This window comes from Streptomyces sp. NBC_01381, assembly GCF_026340305.1.
GTDB lineage: Bacteria > Actinomycetota > Actinomycetes > Streptomycetales > Streptomycetaceae > Streptomyces.
Map to the genome: position 1 here is coordinate 2,832,320 of NZ_JAPEPI010000001.1, position 16,861 is coordinate 2,849,180.

The 16,861-nt window shown below is 70.1% G+C and carries 14 protein-coding genes; 5 read left to right on the top strand and 9 right to left on the bottom strand.

The genetic code is table 11. The annotated features are described in order from the left end of the window. Positions 1-68: 68 nt before the first annotated feature. The gene (locus OG453_RS13370) at positions 69-566 is read right to left on the bottom strand and encodes a hypothetical protein (RefSeq protein WP_266867679.1); all 498 of its coding nucleotides are present in this window, start codon (positions 564-566) and stop codon (positions 69-71) included. A 73-nt stretch (positions 567-639) separates the two neighbouring features. Here OG453_RS13370 and OG453_RS13375 point away from each other — a divergent pair, with 73 nt between their 5' ends. Both OG453_RS13375 and OG453_RS13380 read left to right on the top strand, forming a co-directional pair. After that, positions 640-1,374: a DUF998 domain-containing protein gene (locus OG453_RS13375; protein WP_266869846.1), complete on the top strand. Its 735-nt coding sequence runs from the start codon at positions 640-642 to the stop codon at positions 1,372-1,374. 23 nt (positions 1,375-1,397) lie between these two features. Next, positions 1,398-2,135, top strand: coding sequence for an alpha/beta fold hydrolase (locus OG453_RS13380; RefSeq protein ID WP_266867681.1), 738 nt, complete (start codon positions 1,398-1,400; stop codon positions 2,133-2,135). 428 nt (positions 2,136-2,563) lie between these two features. Here the strand turns inward: OG453_RS13380 and OG453_RS13385 are convergent, their stop codons facing one another. The 4 genes from OG453_RS13385 to OG453_RS13400 form a co-directional block, all read right to left on the bottom strand. Continuing rightward, the gene (locus OG453_RS13385) at positions 2,564-3,613 is read right to left on the bottom strand and encodes a LacI family DNA-binding transcriptional regulator (RefSeq protein WP_266867683.1); all 1,050 of its coding nucleotides are present in this window, start codon (positions 3,611-3,613) and stop codon (positions 2,564-2,566) included. A gap of 120 nt (positions 3,614-3,733) precedes the next feature. After that, positions 3,734-5,386 (bottom strand): extracellular solute-binding protein, encoded by a 1,653-nt coding sequence (locus OG453_RS13390; RefSeq protein ID WP_266867685.1) that lies wholly within the window; start codon positions 5,384-5,386, stop codon positions 3,734-3,736. Positions 5,387-5,473: 87 nt separating this feature from the next. Next, positions 5,474-6,337 (bottom strand): carbohydrate ABC transporter permease, encoded by an 864-nt coding sequence (locus tag OG453_RS13395; RefSeq protein ID WP_266869847.1) that lies wholly within the window; start codon positions 6,335-6,337, stop codon positions 5,474-5,476. Positions 6,338-6,405: 68 nt separating this feature from the next. Next, positions 6,406-7,260: a sugar ABC transporter permease gene (locus OG453_RS13400; protein ID WP_266869848.1), complete on the bottom strand. Its 855-nt coding sequence runs from the start codon at positions 7,258-7,260 to the stop codon at positions 6,406-6,408. Positions 7,261-7,664: 404 nt separating this feature from the next. Between OG453_RS13400 and OG453_RS13405 the strand changes: the two genes are divergently transcribed. Beyond that, on the top strand, positions 7,665-8,636 hold the full coding sequence (locus OG453_RS13405) for a hydroxyacid dehydrogenase (RefSeq protein ID WP_266869850.1): 972 nt from the start codon (positions 7,665-7,667) through the stop codon (positions 8,634-8,636). 91 nt (positions 8,637-8,727) lie between these two features. Here the strand turns inward: OG453_RS13405 and OG453_RS13410 are convergent, their stop codons facing one another. After that, positions 8,728-10,101 (bottom strand): hypothetical protein, encoded by a 1,374-nt coding sequence (locus tag OG453_RS13410; RefSeq protein WP_266867687.1) that lies wholly within the window; start codon positions 10,099-10,101, stop codon positions 8,728-8,730. 434 nt (positions 10,102-10,535) lie between these two features. Between OG453_RS13410 and OG453_RS13415 the strand changes: the two genes are divergently transcribed. After that, positions 10,536-11,897: a glutamine synthetase family protein gene (locus tag OG453_RS13415; protein ID WP_135335056.1), complete on the top strand. Its 1,362-nt coding sequence runs from the start codon at positions 10,536-10,538 to the stop codon at positions 11,895-11,897. Between the two features lie 149 nt (positions 11,898-12,046). Here the strand turns inward: OG453_RS13415 and OG453_RS13420 are convergent, their stop codons facing one another. Together OG453_RS13420 and OG453_RS13425 are read right to left on the bottom strand one after the other, a co-directional pair. Further along, positions 12,047-12,481, bottom strand: coding sequence for a VOC family protein (locus OG453_RS13420; protein ID WP_266867691.1), 435 nt, complete (start codon positions 12,479-12,481; stop codon positions 12,047-12,049). A 32-nt stretch (positions 12,482-12,513) separates the two neighbouring features. After that, positions 12,514-13,029 carry a pyridoxamine 5'-phosphate oxidase family protein gene (locus OG453_RS13425; protein ID WP_266867693.1) on the bottom strand — a complete coding sequence of 172 codons (516 nt, stop codon included), beginning with the start codon at positions 13,027-13,029 and terminating at the stop codon, positions 12,514-12,516. Between the two features lie 115 nt (positions 13,030-13,144). Between OG453_RS13425 and OG453_RS13430 the strand changes: the two genes are divergently transcribed. Beyond that, positions 13,145-16,138: a bifunctional [glutamine synthetase] adenylyltransferase/[glutamine synthetase]-adenylyl-L-tyrosine phosphorylase gene (locus OG453_RS13430; protein WP_266867695.1), complete on the top strand. Its 2,994-nt coding sequence runs from the start codon at positions 13,145-13,147 to the stop codon at positions 16,136-16,138. Positions 16,139-16,156: 18 nt separating this feature from the next. Here OG453_RS13430 and OG453_RS13435 read toward each other — a convergent pair whose 3' ends face one another. Beyond that, on the bottom strand, positions 16,157-16,759 hold the full coding sequence (locus tag OG453_RS13435; RefSeq protein ID WP_266867697.1) for a TetR/AcrR family transcriptional regulator: 603 nt from the start codon (positions 16,757-16,759) through the stop codon (positions 16,157-16,159). Positions 16,760-16,861: the final 102 nt, after the last annotated feature.

Below are 16,861 nucleotides of genomic sequence, written 5' to 3' on the forward strand. Positions count from 1 at the left end.
TCGGCGCCCGGAGGTTCCCATCGGGCATCCCCCGGTCGCGGGCAGCGCGAAGCAGCCGGTGCGCCGGCCTAAATGCGCAGCACCGAAAGACGGGCGAGGAGTATGCGGGGCGGCGGCGGATTGGGCCGCAGGCCGTCGAGCAGCCGGGCGAGCACGCGCGAGGGGACGGCGAAACCGCCGGGCCTCAGCAGGCCGGCCTTCAGGAGCAGGACGAGGGTGAACGCGCCGAGCACAGCGAGGCACACGGACAGCGGATCCATCCCGTGGAGCCCGGCGGGGGAGGATGCGGTGACGGTGTCATCGGCGGTGCGGGCAACCGGCTCCGTGCCCATGTCGTGGGCCTGGCCCATGCCATAGGACTGGCCCTGGTCATGGGCCTGGCCCATGCCCTGAGCGGCGGTCGTGCCCCGCGCCTCATGCTGGACGGATGCCTGGGCGGACGCCCGCTCGGCCCCGCCCCCGTGCCCCGTCGGATGACCCAGCGTATGCATCGTCACGATGCCGAGGAGGAGCGCGGCGAGCAGCAGGAGCTGTCCGCCCTTCGCCGGTCTCCTCGTCGTAGCCATGGGCGAAACCCTACCCCCGGCGGGTATCACGTGACATGCGGGCCCCCGGGACTCCATTGATCATGGGCCCATGATGATTACGGGCAAGCCGCTGCGGACCCGGTCGGCGGAGCCCGGCACCGAAGGACCCAGGAGTACCGCTCCCGTCGCGCTCCCGCTGGCACTCGGCGCGATCGCCTACAGCGCGTGGCTGCTCGAAATCCCCCTCGACACGGGGCTCTCGCCGGTCAGTTCGTACGTGAGTGAACTCGCCGCCCAGGACCAGCCCTACGGGACGCTGCTGCGGACGACCGACCTGGTCGCCGGGGTGCTGATCCTCGCCGGAGCGGTCTGTGCGCTGCTGCGGCTGCCGCGCGGGCGGCTCGCCGTCCTCGGGTGGGCGGGGCTCGCGCTCTTCGGGGCGGCCACCGCCGTCGACTCGCGGCTGCCGCTGAGCTGTACGCCGACCGCCGACGCGGAGTGCGCGGCCAGGGAGGGGGCGGGGCTCGTGCCCTGGACGCATGCCGCGCACGTGGGCAGCAGCGGGGTCGCCGTGGCGGGGGCGCTGGCGGGGATGGTCCTGCTGACGATCGCCTCGCGCCGGTACGGGAGCCCGCCGTCCCTGGCGGGCCCGCTCGGCATCGTCCTGGTCCTTCTCGAACTGGCGGCCACCGCCTGGACGTTGGCCGCCCTCGCCGCGTTCGACGCGGGGCACGGGACGTGGGCGCTGGGGCTCGGTCAGCGGCTTCAGGTGCTGCTGATCGCGCTGTGGCTGGGGCTGCTCGCCCGGGCGGTGGTGCGGTGCGGGCGCGGGCGCGTGCTCTCGTGAGGTCGTTCGTCAGGGTCGGGGGAGTGCGGCATCACGTGGAGGTGGCCGGGCGGGGGCCGGTGTGCGTGCTGAGCGCGGGGCTCGGCCTGGTCTCGGCCGACTGGGACGTGGTGGCGGAGCTGCTGTCCCCGTGGCGGACCGTCGTCCGCTTCGACCGGCCGGGGCTCGGGCTCAGCGGGCACGCGCGCGTGCCGCCTTCCCTGGCGGGTGAGGCGGGGCGGATCGCCGGGCTTCTGGACGCGCTGGAGTTCTCGGGGCCGGTCACGGTGGTCGGGCACTCGCTCGCCGGGTTCCACGGCGAGGCGTTCGCGCGGCTGTATCCGGCGCGTACGGAGGGGCTTGTCCTTGTCGACTCCAGCATCGAGGAGCGGCTGGGGCATGTGCGGGTTCCTCGTGTGGCGCGGGTGGGGGGTGCGCGGGTCGGCGGGGCCGTGCTGAGGGGGGTGGGGGTGTCCCGGCCGGTGGGGCCGGTGGGGGTGCGGAGGTTCTTGGTGCAGGGGGCGCTTCTGGAGTACGCGACGTATGGCGACGTCGCTCGCGAACTGGCCGCACTACGGGGGGAGTTCCCCCTCCCGGAGGGGGTGCCGGTGACGGTGCTCGCCGCGTACTCCCGGGGTTCGGTGCGGTGGCTCTACCGGCAGCGAGGCCTGGCGGCGACCCTCGGCGCGACGTTCCGCGTCGCGGAGCCGTCGGGCCACCTGGTGATGCGGGACAGCCCGGCGGACGTGGCGGAGGCGGTACTGGCGGTGCGCCCCGCTTAGTTCCTCGACACCCGGCAGCGTTGGCGTTGTGCCCACCCGTTCCGCCGTGCGGAACGCCTGCCCACAACGGGGACGGCCGGGTGGGATGCGCCGTGCGGAGCGCTTGCCCGCGATGGGGACGCCTGGGTGGATGCGCCGTGCGGAGCGCGTGCCCGCAATGGGGACGGCCGGGTGGATGCGCCGTGCGGAGCGCACGCCCGCAACGGGGACGGCCGGGTGGGATGTGTCGTGTGGAGTGTTTGCCCGCAATGGGGACAGCGGGGTGGGGGGCGTCGTGTGGAGCGCCCGCCCGCAACGAGGACGGCGGGCGGGCGGCCGCAGGGTAATCGGGTGGGTGGGTGGGAGAGCTTGTTCGTGCAGGTGGGGCTGCGGGGTAATCGGGTGGGTGGGTGGGAAAGGCCTGTTCGTGCAGGCGAAGCTGCCGGGGGTCACCCCAGCCGCAGCCCCCGCACACTCTCCCGGATCACAATATGCGTCCCCAGGAGATGCCTCTCCTGCCCCGCCCGGGGCGATCCGCTCAACGCCAGTCGCACGGCCGTACGGCCCATCTCCTCCGCGGGGATGTGGACCGTGGTGAGCCCGGGAGTGATGTCCGCCGCCACGGGGTCGTCGTTGTAGCCGACCACCGAGATGTCATCCGGCACCCGAAGCCCACGCTCCCGCAGGGCCACCACCGTCGCCGCGGCCACCCCGTCGTCGCCCGCGAACACCGCGGTGAACTCCGGCCGCCCGTCCGCCTTATCCAGAAGGTCGCGTATCGCCTCGTACCCGTTGTGCTGCCCGAAGCCGATCCCGTGCAGGATCGCCTCCTCGCGCGGCACCCCGTGGTCGGACAGCGCACGAAGGTAGCCGGCGACCCGGTCCTCGCCCGTGGTGTGGCCCGGCTGGTAGCCGATCAGGGCGATCTTGCGGTGGCCCGCCCCGAGCAGATGGCTCGTGATCGCGTACGCGCCCGCCTCGTTGTCGTACTCGACGACCAGCGCGGGAACGTCCGGCGCCGGCGCCGGACGACCGCACAGGACGAGCCGCGAGCCGGCCGCCGCAAGCGCCTCCGCGTACCGCGCCATCCGCTCGCGGTACTCGTCGTCCTCGATGACCCCGCCCACCAGGATCACCGCCTCCGCGGCCTGCTCGCGCATCATCTGGACCAGGGCCAGTTCACGGGCCGGATCGTTGCCCGTCGATGCGACCAGGGTGAGTCTGTCGCGCTGGGCGGCCTCCATCTCCACGCCCTGCGCGACATGCGCGAAGAAGGAGCTCACCACGTCGAAGGTGAGCACCGCGACCGTCTTGCGGCCCGCGCCTGCCAACGCGCGCGCGTGCGCGTTGGCGACGTAGTCGAGGTCCTTGACGGCCCGCAGGACCTTGGCACGCGACGCCGTGGACGTCGGATAGTTGCCCGCGAGCACCCGCGAGACGGTCGCGACGGAGACGCCGGCGCGTGCCGCCACGTCACGGATGGTGACCCGCTCACCCACAGTGTCTCCTCATCCTCATATACGCCTCTGGTGCCTCTGGTGCCTCAAGTGGCAGAGTCCGGGGCCGGGTTGCCCCACGACAACCCGTCCCGGACCATCATCCCGCCCCTACGCCCCGCGTCAGTGCGCGGCCTCGTACTCCTTGGAGAACTCCTCGTGGGACTTGTCGCCGCCCTGCGCCTGCCACTTCTGGTAGACGGCGTCCCAGTCCGACAGCTTCTTGCGGCCGGAGACGATCGCCGTGACCCCGTCCTCGATGATCTGCTGCATCGACGCGCCCTGCCGGTTGTACGTGTCCGACATCAGGCCCCAGTGGTCGTCGCGCACCAGGTTCGGCACGACCGCCTGCTCCCAGGTGTGCAGCCGCTTGGTGAGGTCGGGGAAGCCGGGGAAGTACAGCGGCTGCGGCGCGTCCATGAGGTAGGCGAACGGCAGGTTGGTCCTGTTCTCCACCAGGCCGAGGGAGTTGGGGATGGGGTCGCCGTTCTTGTCGTACTCGAAGTGCGTGCCCTCGACGCCCGAGTGCATCAGCTCGTACTCCTTCGAGCCGAAGGGCGAAGCCAGCCAGTCCAGGACCCGCAGCATCAGCTTCACGCGGTCCTTGGAGGCCTTCTTGATCACGGTGTAGCCGAAACAGCCGCGGTTCTGCTGGTAGACCGGCGTCGCGCCGTCGACCACGTACGGCACGGCCGCGTCCAGCGTGAACTCGTCCTTGATGCCCTGCGCGTTGGAGATGGCCGCGCCCCAGCCGTCCGTCATCGAGCGGACCGTGCCGTTGTAGAACTGGGTCTTCAGGTCCACCTGGGAGATCGAGGTGGCGTCGGAGTTGTACGAGCCGCTCTTGCGCATCTTCGCCATGAACTCGAGCGCGGCCCTGAACTCGTCGGTCCCGTACATGTCGGTGACCTTGCCGTTCTTGATCTGCCACTGGTTCGGCGCCCCGTGCCACATCGCGTGGTAGAGGTAGCCGAAGAAGCCGACCGAGGAGGCGCCGAGCGCGTACTTCTTGTTCTGTGAGGCCTCGCGCGCCATCGTCTGGAAGTCGGCCGCCGCCATGCCCGGCTTGTAGCCCGCCTTGTCGAAGGCCTCGCGGTTGATGAACATCGCGCCCTGCACCTTGGCGCGCTCGATCGGGAGGCCGTAGATGCGCCCGGCGACCCGGCCCATGCCCTCCCACGCGTACGTGGGGATGTTGGCGAGGTTCGGGTAGTCCTTGACCGCGTCCCCTGACAGGTGCTCCGAGAGGTCCGCGCAGCGCGACTTCACGAACTGCGACTCGCGCGGCAGGACGTACCCGCCACCGAAGTTGATCATGTCGGGGAGGTCGTCGCCCGACATCAGCGTGGACATCTTGGAGCGGAAGTCCGCGTCCGGCACCACCGAGAACTCGACCTCGACGCCGAGCGCCTCGTTCATCGCCTGCCAGTACTTGTTCGATCCGGCCGGCTTCGGCGGGGTGCCGTAGGTGATGGTCATGACCTTGATCTTCTGCTTGCCGGTGCCCGGCTTCTCGGCGGTCGCCTCGATCAGCTTCTGGGGGTACTTCGTGAAGCCGGGCTGTACGCCTTCGGCACTCGGCGCGAGATCGGGCTTCGGGCCCTTGGCGGGTGTGTACGTCGGCCAGGGCGCCGCCTTCTTGTCGGCGTTGGAGACCGAACCGCCGCCGCCGGACTCGGTGGAACAGGCGGTGAGCAGGGAGGGCGCGGCGACGGCGGCACCGCCGACGGCTATGGAGCGCAGCAGCGTACGGCGCGACATCGAGGAACCGGACACGGTGTCAACCTTTCGGGGGAGCACGGGAGTTGGCTCAGCTCTTGATGCGGGAGGTGGTGGCTCAGCTCGGGATGCGAGAGGCGTGGCTCAGCTCTTGATGGCGCCGGTGAGCACGCCCTTGGTGAAGTACTTCTGCAGGAAGGGGTAGACGATCAGGATCGGCACGGTGGCGATCACCAGGACGGCCATCTGCATCGTCTGCGGGGCCGAGACGTTCGAGGCGTCGCTCAGGCCGGTGTCGGCTATCTGGGAGCCGCCCATGACGTACGTACGAAGGACCTGCTGGAGCGGCCAGTGGTCGGACTCCAGATAGATCGAGGCATGGAACCAGGCGTTCCAGTAGCTGACCGCGTAGAAGAGGCCGACGACCGCGAGGGCCGCCTTGGAGAGCGGGAGCACGATCCGCCACAGGATCTGCCAGTCGCCCGCGCCGTCGAGCCGCGCCGCCTCGTACATCTCCTCGGGGATCCCCTGGAAGAAGCCGCGGAGCACGACCAGATTGAAGACGTTGATGAGGACCGGGACGATCAGGGCGCTGTAGCTCTCCAGCATTCCCATGCCCTTGACCAGCAGGAACGCGGGGATCATGCCGGGCGGGAAGAGGAAGGTGAACAGGACGACGAGGAGGATCGGCTTGCCGCCGTACACGTTCGGGCGGCTCAGCGCGTACGCCAGGAACGTGGTGCACGCGAGGGAGGCGAGGGTGCCGATGATCGTCACCCCGGCGCTCACCCCGAGCGCCTTGGAGACGATGCCGCCCGCGAAGACCTGCTCGTAGGCGCGCAGGGTCGGGTGCTCGGGCCACAGGACCCAGCCGCCGTTGGCGACGACCTCGCGGTTCGAGGCGAACGACGTCGAGATGATGACGAGGAAGGGGACGAAGACCAGGACCAGGATGGTGGCGATCGCAAGGACCTTGGCCACCTGGGTGACGGGCTTCGGCTGCTCCATCCAGGCGGGGCGCAGGGGGCGTGCCGCGGCGGATTTCGCGGCTCGGGCGGACTTCACGGTCGTCGTGCTCACTTGTAGACCCCCTGCTCGCCGAGGCGATGGGCGACCTTGTTGGCCGCGAAGACGAGAATCGCGCCGACCACGCCCTTGAACAGGCCGGCTGCCGCGGCGTATCCGGTGTCGCCGCCGACGATGCCCTGCCAGAAGACGAAGGTGTCCAGGACCTCTCCGGCCTCGGGGCCGACCGACTGCCGTTGCAGCAGCATCTGTTCGAAGCCGACGGAGAGGATGTCGCCGAGCCGCATGATGAGGAGCAGGATGACGACCGGCCGGATCGCGGGCAGCGTCACGTGCCAGAAGCGGCGCCAGGGCCCCGCGCCGTCGATCGCGGCGGCCTCGTACTGCTGCTCGTCCACCTGCATCAGCGCGGCGAGGAAGATGATCGTGCCCCAGCCGGCGTCCTTCCAGACGACCTGCGCGACGACGAGCGCGGGGTACGCGTCCGGGTTGCCGATGATGTCGACGGAGTGCAGACCGGCCTGCCCCAGCACGGAGTTGAGCAGTCCGGTGTCGGCGAGCACCTGCTGGAAGAGGGCGACGACGATGACCCACGACAGGAAGTGCGGCAGATAGACCACCGACTGCACGAAGCGCCGCGTCAGGTCCGACGTCAGGCTGTGCAGGAGCAGGGCGAGGCCGAGCGGGACCGGGAAGAAGAAGACCAGCTGGAGCACCGCGAGGAACAGGGTGTTCCAGGTCGCGTGCCAGAAGTCCGGGTCGCCGAACATCCGGTCGAAGTTCTCGAGGCCGACCCAGGGGCTGGCCCACAGGCCGTCGAAGGGGACGTACTCCTTGAAGGCCACGGCGTTGCCGATGAACGCGCCGTAGTGGAAGGCCAGGAAGTACGCGACGCCCGGCGCCATGAGCAGCAGCAGGACCCGCGAGGCGCGAAACCGTTTCCATCGCTCATCACGCCTGGTTTTGTTGCCATTTGGCCTGATGCTGCGCTTGCCGGGCGGCTTCACCGCCTCGGTTTCCGTCCGGTCCTTCGTCACCGCTGACACGGCAGCCCCTCCGTTGTCGGAACAAGGTGACCGGAATCTAAAGCGGTTACTAACCCCGGTCAACCCCCTTGGCCCCGCGATCTCTTGACCACTGTCCCGACTTCGGCCTAGCCTCCAGGCGCTGTTGGGTAACCGGTTACTACGAGGGGCGGTCACGCGTGGCAGACCAGGCAGACCAGGCAGAGCTGACGGGCCAGTTGGTGGACCGGTGGTCGGGCCGGTGGTCGGGCCGGTCGTCGGGCCCGCCGATCACGGCGCTCGCCATGAGCGCCGATGTGGCGGAGCGGGTGTTCGCACCGGACATCCGCGAACGGCTCGCCCACAGCGTGGAGTTGGCGCCCGCCCTGCTCGCCGGGCCGCTCACCGGGGCCGATGCGCGGGCGGTGCTGGCAGACGCGGAGATCCTGATCACCGGGTGGAACTGTCCGCCGGTCACGGCGGACGTCCTCGCGTACGCTCCTCGGCTGCGGGCCCTCGTCCATGCCGCCGGATCGGTGAAACCCGTGGTGACGGACGCCCTTTGGGACCGGGGGGTGGTGGTGTCCTCGGCGGCCGACGCCAACGCGGGCCCCGTCGTCGCCTTCGCGCTCGCCGCGATCACCTTCGCCGCGAAGGGGGCGCTGTCCACAGCCGCCCGCTACAGCGAGGGGTGGCCGCCCTTCACGGAGCGGACGGGCGCGGACGCGCGCACCATCGGCGTCATCGGGGCGTCGCGTATCGGCCGTGGGGTCATCGCGGCGCTGCGCGCGTCCGACGCGGGGTGGCGTGTGCTGCTCACCGATCCGTACGTCACGGGGGAGGAGGCCGCCGGCCTCGGCGTGGAGCTGGTCCCGCTGCCCGAGCTGTGCCGCCGCAGCACCGTCGTCAGCATTCACGCGCCCCAACTCCCCGAGACCCAGGGGATGGTGAGCGAGGTGATGCTGAAGCTGATCCCGGACGGCGGGACCGTCATCAACACGGCGCGGGGCTCATTGATCGATACCGAGGCGTTGGCCCGGGAGTGCGGGACGGGGCGCCTGGACGCGTTCCTCGACGTCACGTCGCCGGAGCCGCTGCCGCAGGGGCATCCGCTGCTGATGCTTCCGAACGTCCTTGTGACCCCGCACATCGCCGGGGCGCAGGGCAGTGAGGTGCGGCGCCTGGGGGAGCACGCGGTGGGGGAGGTGGAGCGGTTCGTGCGCGGCGAGCCGTTGCGGGGCCGCCTGCGCCGGGAAGATCTGCCGCGGCTGGCCTGACGGGGGCTGGCCTGACGGGGGTGGCCTCGACGCCCGCCTTGCTGCCCGCCGGTCGGCGGGCAGCAAGGCGGGCGTTCACAGTTTCGGAAAGTTACCCTCTGGCAAGCTTCCCCATGCCGTACGTCGACGCATAGCCGATCGAGCTGTAATGCATCCTGCCGCCGAATTTCCCGGAGAGCACACCTCGAGCGGTACTGCCCGTGGAACTGCTGGCGACCGCGCCGCCACTGTCACCCGGCGCCGCCGAGAAACTGGCGGCGGACTGCCCGTACACGACACAACTGCAGGTGTCGCTCCGGTGGCTCGCATTGGTGGAGGAGATCTTTCCGCAGCGCGGGTTCGCGGAGTTCCGGCCGAACAGGCACGACGTGTCGCCGACCGAGCCCAGCGATTCCTTCTTGACGACCCGGCCCTTGCTCGAGTTGTTCTGGTACAGCCAGGGCTTCGCACCGCTGGAAATCTTGATGTAGCGCATATCCGCGTGGGTGCCGTTTTTCAGGGCGTTGATGTTCGTCAGGGAGCCGTAGGTCGCGCTTCCGGACTTGACGGCGCCGCTGTTGCGGCGCCAGTCACAATGCCCCGCTGTCACCGCTCCATAGGAGCTGCCGCGCTTCACGACCCATCCGATCGTGCAATACCCGCCCGGCAGCTTGACGCCTACTCCGCCGCGCCTCGGTGAAGCGCAATTGTTGCGGGAGGAGCATGCCAGATCGGCCCCTTCGCCTTCCGTGATGTCTGCGGGGATGTCAAGGCGCCTCAGAGTTCCCCGCACGCCATCCGGTTCGGCTCCGGGGCGCAGGGCTATCTTGAGCCGGTTCGTCGTCACGTCCTCCTCGACGGAGACAACCTGCACCTTGCTCCGGCCCGCACTCTCCGCCGACTTCCACACCGCCCTCATGGCACCGGTGAGTTCCGCGGACGAGTGCTCGACGGTCCGGAATTCAACGTCATCGGCGGAGCTGCCTGACTTCACGGCGCTTGCCACCAGCTCGCCCCGGGTGTCCTGCGCGGGCAGCTTGCCGGCGAACTGCACCACGAGGCGTCCGCGGTTCTCGGTGTCGAGGTAGTGCCCCGCGTAGTTCGCCTGCTTGGCGAAGCGTTCAACCGTCGACTTGGTCCCGGAGAGCAGTGCGTCACGGCGCTTCATCTCCGCAGCCTCGGCGGCCGTGCCGATGAACCCCCATTCGTTGACGAGGGATTCGGCGGATTCGGCTCGCTTGTTCGTCGATTCGGCCGATATTCCCCGATTTGCGAGAATCGAGTCCAGCTTCTTTGTGTCGGCCTCGAAGCCGTATTCCTGGCGAAGGCGCAGCGACTCCGCGAAGACGTCGTCGCTCACCTTCTGGGTGGGTGCATCTGCCGTACGGGATGAGGGAGATTTCTGCGACGCCGCGGCCGGGATCACGGTCGGCACAAGCATCCCGGCCGCCGCCAGAGTGGTCCATAAAACGGATCTGAACTTCATCGAGCCCCCGCTGTGAGTTCCAAAGCCGAGCGGCGCGAGGGGATTCCTTGCGCCGCTGAGAGATGGAAAGATAGGGGAATTGAGTGGGAAGATCAAGTGTCCGAAAAACTGGAATCTCTAATTCCGTCAGCTGCGCCGCGTCAATGGTCGGCGGTAACGGTAATTCACTTCCACGCCGATCCGAAATGTCCTGGAATAAAACTGTCCATAAGGGGCGGTTTTCTTTGAGTCGCACGGGCCCTGTGGTGAGCCGGGAGGGCGGCCCGCTGTTACGGGGGCGCCGATCAGCAGGCACTATGGGCACAGGGCGGCACGAGCTCCGCAACGCGCACGAAACCGTGTGGTGGGATGCTCATGAGCCCCAATGTGTCCTCAGGCGCGATCACAGTGCGGACGCAGGCGGCCTGACCAGCAAGGATGGGTGGAAGCGGAAGATGGACAAGCAGCAGGAATTCGTGCTCCGGACTCTGGAGGAGCGCGACATCCGGTTCGTACGCCTGTGGTTCACGGATGTCCTCGGCTTCCTGAAATCGGTCGCGGTGGCACCCGCCGAGCTGGAGCAGGCCTTCGACGAGGGCATCGGCTTCGACGGATCGGCCATCGAGGGCTTCGCCCGGGTGTACGAATCGGACATGATCGCCAAGCCGGACCCCTCGACCTTCCAGGTCCTGCCCTGGCGCGCGGAGGCCCCCGGCACGGCCCGGATGTTCTGCGACATCCTCATGCCGGACGGCTCGCCGTCCTTCGCGGACCCGCGTTACGTCCTCAAGCGGGCCCTCGCCAAGACCTCGGACCTCGGGTTCACCTTCTACACCCACCCCGAGATCGAGTTCTTCCTCCTGAAGGACAAGCCGCTGGACGGCTCGCGGCCCACCCCCGCCGACAACTCCGGCTACTTCGACCACACCCCGCAGAACGTGGGCATGGACTTCCGCCGCCAGGCCATCACCATGCTCGAATCCATGGGCATCTCGGTCGAGTTCAGCCACCACGAGGGGGCTCCCGGTCAGCAGGAGATCGACCTCCGTTACGCGGACGCGCTCTCCACGGCCGACAACATCATGACCTTCCGCCTGGTCATGAAGCAGGTCGCCCTGGAGCAGGGCGTGCAGGCCACCTTCATGCCGAAGCCGTTCTCCGAGCACCCGGGCAGCGGCATGCACACGCACCTGTCGTTGTTCGAGGGTGACCGCAACGCGTTCTACGAGTCCGGCTCCGAGTACCAGCTCTCCAAGGTCGGCCGCTCCTTCATCGCGGGCCTCCTGAAGCACGCCGCCGAGATCTCCGCGGTCACCAACCAGTGGGTGAACTCCTACAAGCGCATCTGGGGCGGCTCGGAGCGCACGGCGGGCGCGGGCGGCGAGGCACCGTCGTACATCTGCTGGGGCCACAACAACCGCTCGGCGCTGATCCGCGTCCCGATGTACAAGCCCGGCAAGACCGGCTCGGCGCGGGTGGAGGTCCGCTCGATCGACTCGGGCGCGAACCCCTATCTGACGTACGCCGTGCTGCTCGCCGCGGGCCTCAAGGGCATCGAGGAGGGGTACGAACTGCCGCCGGGCGCCGACGACGACGTATGGGCGCTGAGTGACGGCGAGCGTCGCGCGATGGGGATCGAGCCGCTGCCGCAGAACCTCGGCGAGGCGATTGCGCTGATGGAGCGCAGTGAGCTGGTCGCCGAGACGCTCGGCGAGCACGTCTATGACTTTTTCCTCCGGAACAAGAAGCAGGAGTGGGAGGAGTACAGGTCAGAGGTGACGGCCTTTGAGCTGAGGAAGAACCTCCCGGTGCTGTAGGCGCCCTTTAGGGGCGCGGGGAACTGCGCGCTCAGCGCACGAAAAGCCGCAGTCGCGTCTGCCAAGCAATTCGGCAGACGCGACTGCGGCTTTTCTGTGGTTGCTCGCGCCCACGCGGCGGAGCCGCAAATCGATACAGCCCCGCGCCCCTACGGGGCGCTGACAATCGCGTCCCGCAGGGGTGTCGTGGCCCTTACGCGATACTCCTGGATCGCCCAGCCGTTGCCATCCGGGTCCTTGAAGTACATGAACGTCCCGCCGTCCTGCGGCGCGTGAGCCACCGGCTCGGAGACATCGAGGCCCCGCGCGGTCAGCTCCGCATGCGCCGCCTTCGCGTCGGAGACGCACAGCTGGAGGCCCTGGTACGAGCCCGCGGCCGGGGTCGGTCCTTCCATCGTGTCCCAGAGCGTGTCGGCGAGGGCGATGGAGCAGCCGGAGCCCGGCGGGGTCAGCTGGACGATGCGCATGCCCGGCATGACCTCCGTGTCGATGTCCACATGGAAGCCGAGCTTGTCGCGGTAGAACTCCTTGGCCCGGTCGACGTCGCTGACGGGGAGCGGGATCACCTCGAGTGTGTATTCCATGTGCGGCAGTACAGCAGGGACTGGCTCCGCTGTCAGCGCTCGAAACGCCACCGCGTCTGGCTGAACGGCTCGCCCTTGCCGAAGCCGAAGGCGGTGCGGGGTGTCACCTCGAAGACGTACGCGTGGCCGGCCCCGTGGTGGAAGCAGCCGTCGCGCACCTCGTAGTGCCAGAAGCTGCCGTACTTCTCCTCCCAGGCCGCCGCGAGCACCCGCAGCCGGTCCTCGTCGGTCACGCGGACCGCGGCGCCCTCGACGACCAGGTCGTGGCCCTTGTCCCAGAGGTTGACGCCGGTGGTGAGGACCACCTCCGGGTTGGCCGCGAGGTTCCTCGCCTTGCGCTCATCGGGGCCCGTCGCGAAGTGCAGGGCGCCGTCCAGCCACACCGCGGGCAGCGGGGTGACGTGCGGGCGCCCGTCGGGGCGCACGGTCGAGATCCAGAAGAGCTCGGCCGCCCGCAGCTGCCGCAGCGCGTCGGGCCACGGTGTCGCGGACGCGCCCTGGCTGCTGTACCGGGTGTCCAGTTCGGTACGCGGTTCCCTGCCGGTCATGTTCCGCCTCCTGTCACCGCCACCATGCTCCCGTCCAAGTACGGACCGCGCACGCGGGCGGAACTCATCGGTGAGGCCGTAGGCTCGGGCGAGGAGTGATCGAACGGAGGCGCGCATGACGGTGCCGCAAGGGCGCAGAAGCAGTACGTTCACGCGGCTGCTGCGGCATGGTTTCACCGACCCGTCGGCCGCCGAGCGGCTGCTCGGCGCCCCCGAGCTGGCTGCGCTGCGCTCCGACCCGCTCCTTTTCGACGCCCTGGGCGAGGCCGCCGACCCGGACCTGGCGCTGCTCGGTCTGGTCCGGCTCGTCGAGGCGCAGCCGGACCAGACGAGCCGCCGCGAACTGCTCGACACCCTGGTCAGTGCCAAGCCGCTGCGCGACCGGCTGCTCGGCGTGCTCGGCGCGTCCGAGGCCCTCGCCGACCATCTGGCCCGGCACCCCGGTGACTGGCAGGCCCTGGTCACGTACGAGGCGGCCGATCTGCACCCCGGCGTCGAGGAGTTCGAGCGCGGCCTCGCCGACGCCACCGACCCGGTCTCGCTCCGGGTCTCCTACCGCCGCTGTCTGCTCGCCATCGCGGCCCGTGACGTGTGCGGCACGACGAACGTCGCCGAGGCCGCCGCCGAACTCGCCGACCTGGCGACGGCGACGCTGCGTGCGGCCCTGGCCATGGCCGGGACGGCGGCGCCCGCGGACGCCGCGCAGTGCAGGCTCGCGGTCATCGCGATGGGCAAGTGCGGTGGACATGAGTTGAACTACGTGTCGGACGTCGACGTGATCTTCGTGGGCGAGGCGGCCGACGGCGCCGACGAGGGCAAGGCGCTGCAGGCCGCAACGCGGCTCGCCTCGCACATGATGCGGATCTGCTCGGAGACCACGGTCGAGGGCACGATCTGGCCGGTCGACGCCAACCTCCGCCCGGAGGGGCGCAATGGGCCGCTGGTGCGCACGCTCAGCAGCCACCTCGCCTACTACCAGCGCTGGGCCAAGACCTGGGAGTTCCAGGCGCTGCTCAAGGCCCGCCCGGTCGCCGGTGACCTGGAGCTCGGTGCGGAGTACGTCGCCACGCTCGCGCCGCTCGTCTGGCACGCGGCGGAGCGCGACAACTTCGTCCCCGACGTGCAGAAGATGCGCCGCAGGGTCGTCGAGAACATCCCGGCGGGCGAGGTCGACCGCGAGCTGAAGCTGGGCCCCGGCGGCCTGCGGGACGTCGAATTCGCCGTACAGCTCCTGCAGTTGGTGCACGGGCGCAGTGATACGTCGCTGAGGAGCGGCTCGACCCTGGAGGCACTCGGCGCGCTGGCCGCCGGCGGCTATGTGGGCCGGGTCGACGCCGTCCAGCTCGACGACGCCTACCGCTTCCTGCGCTCCCTGGAACACCGCATCCAGCTCTTCAAGCTGCGGCGCACGCATCTGATCCCGGAGGACGACGCCGACCTGCGGCGCATCGGCCGCTCCCTGGGCATGCGGACGGAACCGATCACCGAGCTGAACCGCGCCTGGAAGCGGCACACCTCGGTCGTGCGGCGCCTGCACGAGAAGCTCTTCTACCGCCCGCTCCTCGACGCGGTGGCCCAACTCGCCCCCGGCGAGATCCGGTTGAGCGCGGAGGCGGCCCGCGAACGCCTGGTCGCCCTCGGCTACGCGGACCCCACGACGGCCCTGCGCCACCTGGAGGCGCTCGCCTCCGGCGTCACCCGCAAGGCGGCGATCCAGCGCACCCTCCTTCCGGTCCTGCTCGGCTGGTTCGCGGACTCGGCGGACCCCGACGCGGGCCTCCTGAACTTCCGCAAGGTGTCCGACGCCCTGGGCAAGACCCCTTGGTATCTACGGCTGTTGAGGGACGAGGGCGCGGCGGCCGAGAACCTCGCCCGCGTCCTGTCCGCGGGGCGCCTGGCCCCCGACCTCCTGCTGCGCGCCCCCGAGGCGGTCGCCCTCCTCGGCGACCCCCGCGGCCTGGAACCGCGCGACCACGCCCACCTGGAGCAGGAGGTCCTCGCCGCCGTGGGCCGTGCGGACGGCGCCGAGCAGGCGGTGACGGCGGCTCGTGGCGTCCGCCGCCGTGAACTGTTCCGCACCGCCGCCGCCGACATCATCGGCTCGTACGGCACCGAGGAGAACCCCGCCGAGGCCGACCCCGGCGCGCTGGTGAACCTGGTGGGCGACGCGGTCTCGGACCTGACGGCGGCGACGATCGCTGGCACCCTGCGCGCCGTGGTCCGCGAGGGCTGGGGCGACGAGCTGCCCACCCGTTTCGCGGTCATCGGCATGGGCCGCTTCGGCGGCCACGAACTGGGCTACGGCTCGGACGCCGACGTCCTGTTCGTCCACGAGCCCCGCGAGGGAGCCGACGAGCAGGAGGCCGCGAAGGCCGCCGCCAAGGTGGTCTCCGAGATGCGTCGACTGCTCCAACTTCCCTCCTCCGACCCGCCGTTGCTCATCGACGCGGACCTGCGCCCGGAGGGCAGGAGCGGCCCCCCGGTGCGTACGCTCAAGTCGTACGAGGCCTACTACCGCCGCTGGTCCCTGGTCTGGGAGTCCCAGGCGCTGCTTCGGGCCGAACCGGTCGCGGGCGACGCCGAGTTGGGCCGCGCCTTCATCGACCTGATCGACCCCCTGCGCTATCCGGCCGAGGGCCTCGGCGAGGACGCGGTCCGTGAGATCCGCCGCCTCAAGGCCCGTATGGAGGCCGAGCGGATGCCGCGCGGCGCCGACCCGACGCTGCACGCCAAGCTGGGCCGCGGCGGTCTCTCGGACGTCGAATGGACCGTCCAGCTCCTGCAGTTGGAGGAGGGCTGGGCCGAACCCGGCCTGCGCACCACCCGCACCCGCGAGGCCCTGGCGGCGGCCTGCGCGGCCGAGCTGATCCCGGTCGAGGAAGCGGCGATCCTCGACGAGGCATGGGTGCTCGCCACGCGGGTGCGCAACGCGGTGATGCTGGTCCGCGGCCGCGCGGGAGACACCTTCCCCTCGGACGGCCGCGAACGGGCCGCCGTGGGACGGTACTTGGGCTACGACCCCGGGCATGTGGGCGACATGCTGGACGACTACCGCAGGATCACGCGGCGGGCGCGGGCCGTCGTGGAGGAGCGCTTCTACGGGGCGTGACCCCGGGCGCCTTCGCGGTCAGAGCATGGCGCGCGCATGGGCGAGGAACGCGGCGAGGGCCAGCTCGAAGGCCCGGTCGGCGCGGCCGCCCGGCGCGGCGTCGAGCGCCTCGGCAAGACGCGGCGTCGTCGTCTCGTCCGGCAGCTCCCACATCGCCTCCGGCGCCGCCAGGTCGAGCGCCGAGCCGAGCACCATGTTCTCCAGGGCGATGATCACCGGCATGACGTCCGCGAGGTCGAACCCCACGCCAAGCAGCAGCGTGACCGCGCGCTCGTACTGGTCGAGTACGCGCGGGGCCCGCACCGGCGACGTCATCAGGAGCGGGATGGCCCTCGGGTGGGCCGCGAACGCGGCGCGGTAGGAGCGGGCCCAGGCGGCGAGCGACTCGTCCCAGGGGCGGTCCGGGTCAAGGGTCCCGGCGTCGATCCCCTCGCTCACCCGCTCCCGCAGCAGCTCGACGATGCCCTCGCGGCCGTCCACGTGGTGGTAGACGGAGCCGGTCTGCGCGCCGAGCCGCCTGGCGATCTGCGGGACGCTGAAGTCGCCCTTCTCGTCGACCAGGGCGAGCGCGGTCGTGGTGATCCGCTCCCTGTCGAGCAGCGGTGTGCGCGGCCGTCCCATGTTTTCGATCTCCCCGTGAAGCCTTCCCGGATGCCCGTCGATGAGGTTACATTGCCGAAACCGAAAGCCTTTAGGTTTCGGGTTCGCGGCGGCCACTCCCCA

Bases quoted from the DNA above. Each gene is read 5' to 3' on its own strand.
- OG453_RS13370 (WP_266867679.1), bottom strand. From the start codon at position 566: ATGGCTACGACGAGGAGACCGGCGAAGGGCGGACAGCTCCTGCTGCTC.
- OG453_RS13375 (WP_266869846.1), top strand. From the start codon at position 640: ATGATTACGGGCAAGCCGCTGCGGACCCGGTCGGCGGAGCCCGGCACC.
- OG453_RS13395 (WP_266869847.1), bottom strand. From the start codon at position 6,337: ATGGAGCAGCCGAAGCCCGTCACCCAGGTGGCCAAGGTCCTTGCGATC.
- OG453_RS13400 (WP_266869848.1), bottom strand. From the start codon at position 7,260: ATGGCGCCGGGCGTCGCGTACTTCCTGGCCTTCCACTACGGCGCGTTC.
- OG453_RS13405 (WP_266869850.1), top strand. From the start codon at position 7,665: ATGAGCGCCGATGTGGCGGAGCGGGTGTTCGCACCGGACATCCGCGAA.
- OG453_RS13410 (WP_266867687.1), bottom strand. From the start codon at position 10,101: ATGAAGTTCAGATCCGTTTTATGGACCACTCTGGCGGCGGCCGGGATG.
- OG453_RS13415 (WP_135335056.1), top strand. From the start codon at position 10,536: ATGGACAAGCAGCAGGAATTCGTGCTCCGGACTCTGGAGGAGCGCGAC.
- OG453_RS13420 (WP_266867691.1), bottom strand. From the start codon at position 12,481: ATGGAATACACACTCGAGGTGATCCCGCTCCCCGTCAGCGACGTCGAC.
- OG453_RS13425 (WP_266867693.1), bottom strand. From the start codon at position 13,029: ATGACCGGCAGGGAACCGCGTACCGAACTGGACACCCGGTACAGCAGC.
- OG453_RS13430 (WP_266867695.1), top strand. From the start codon at position 13,145: ATGACGGTGCCGCAAGGGCGCAGAAGCAGTACGTTCACGCGGCTGCTG.
- OG453_RS13435 (WP_266867697.1), bottom strand. From the start codon at position 16,759: ATGGGACGGCCGCGCACACCGCTGCTCGACAGGGAGCGGATCACCACG.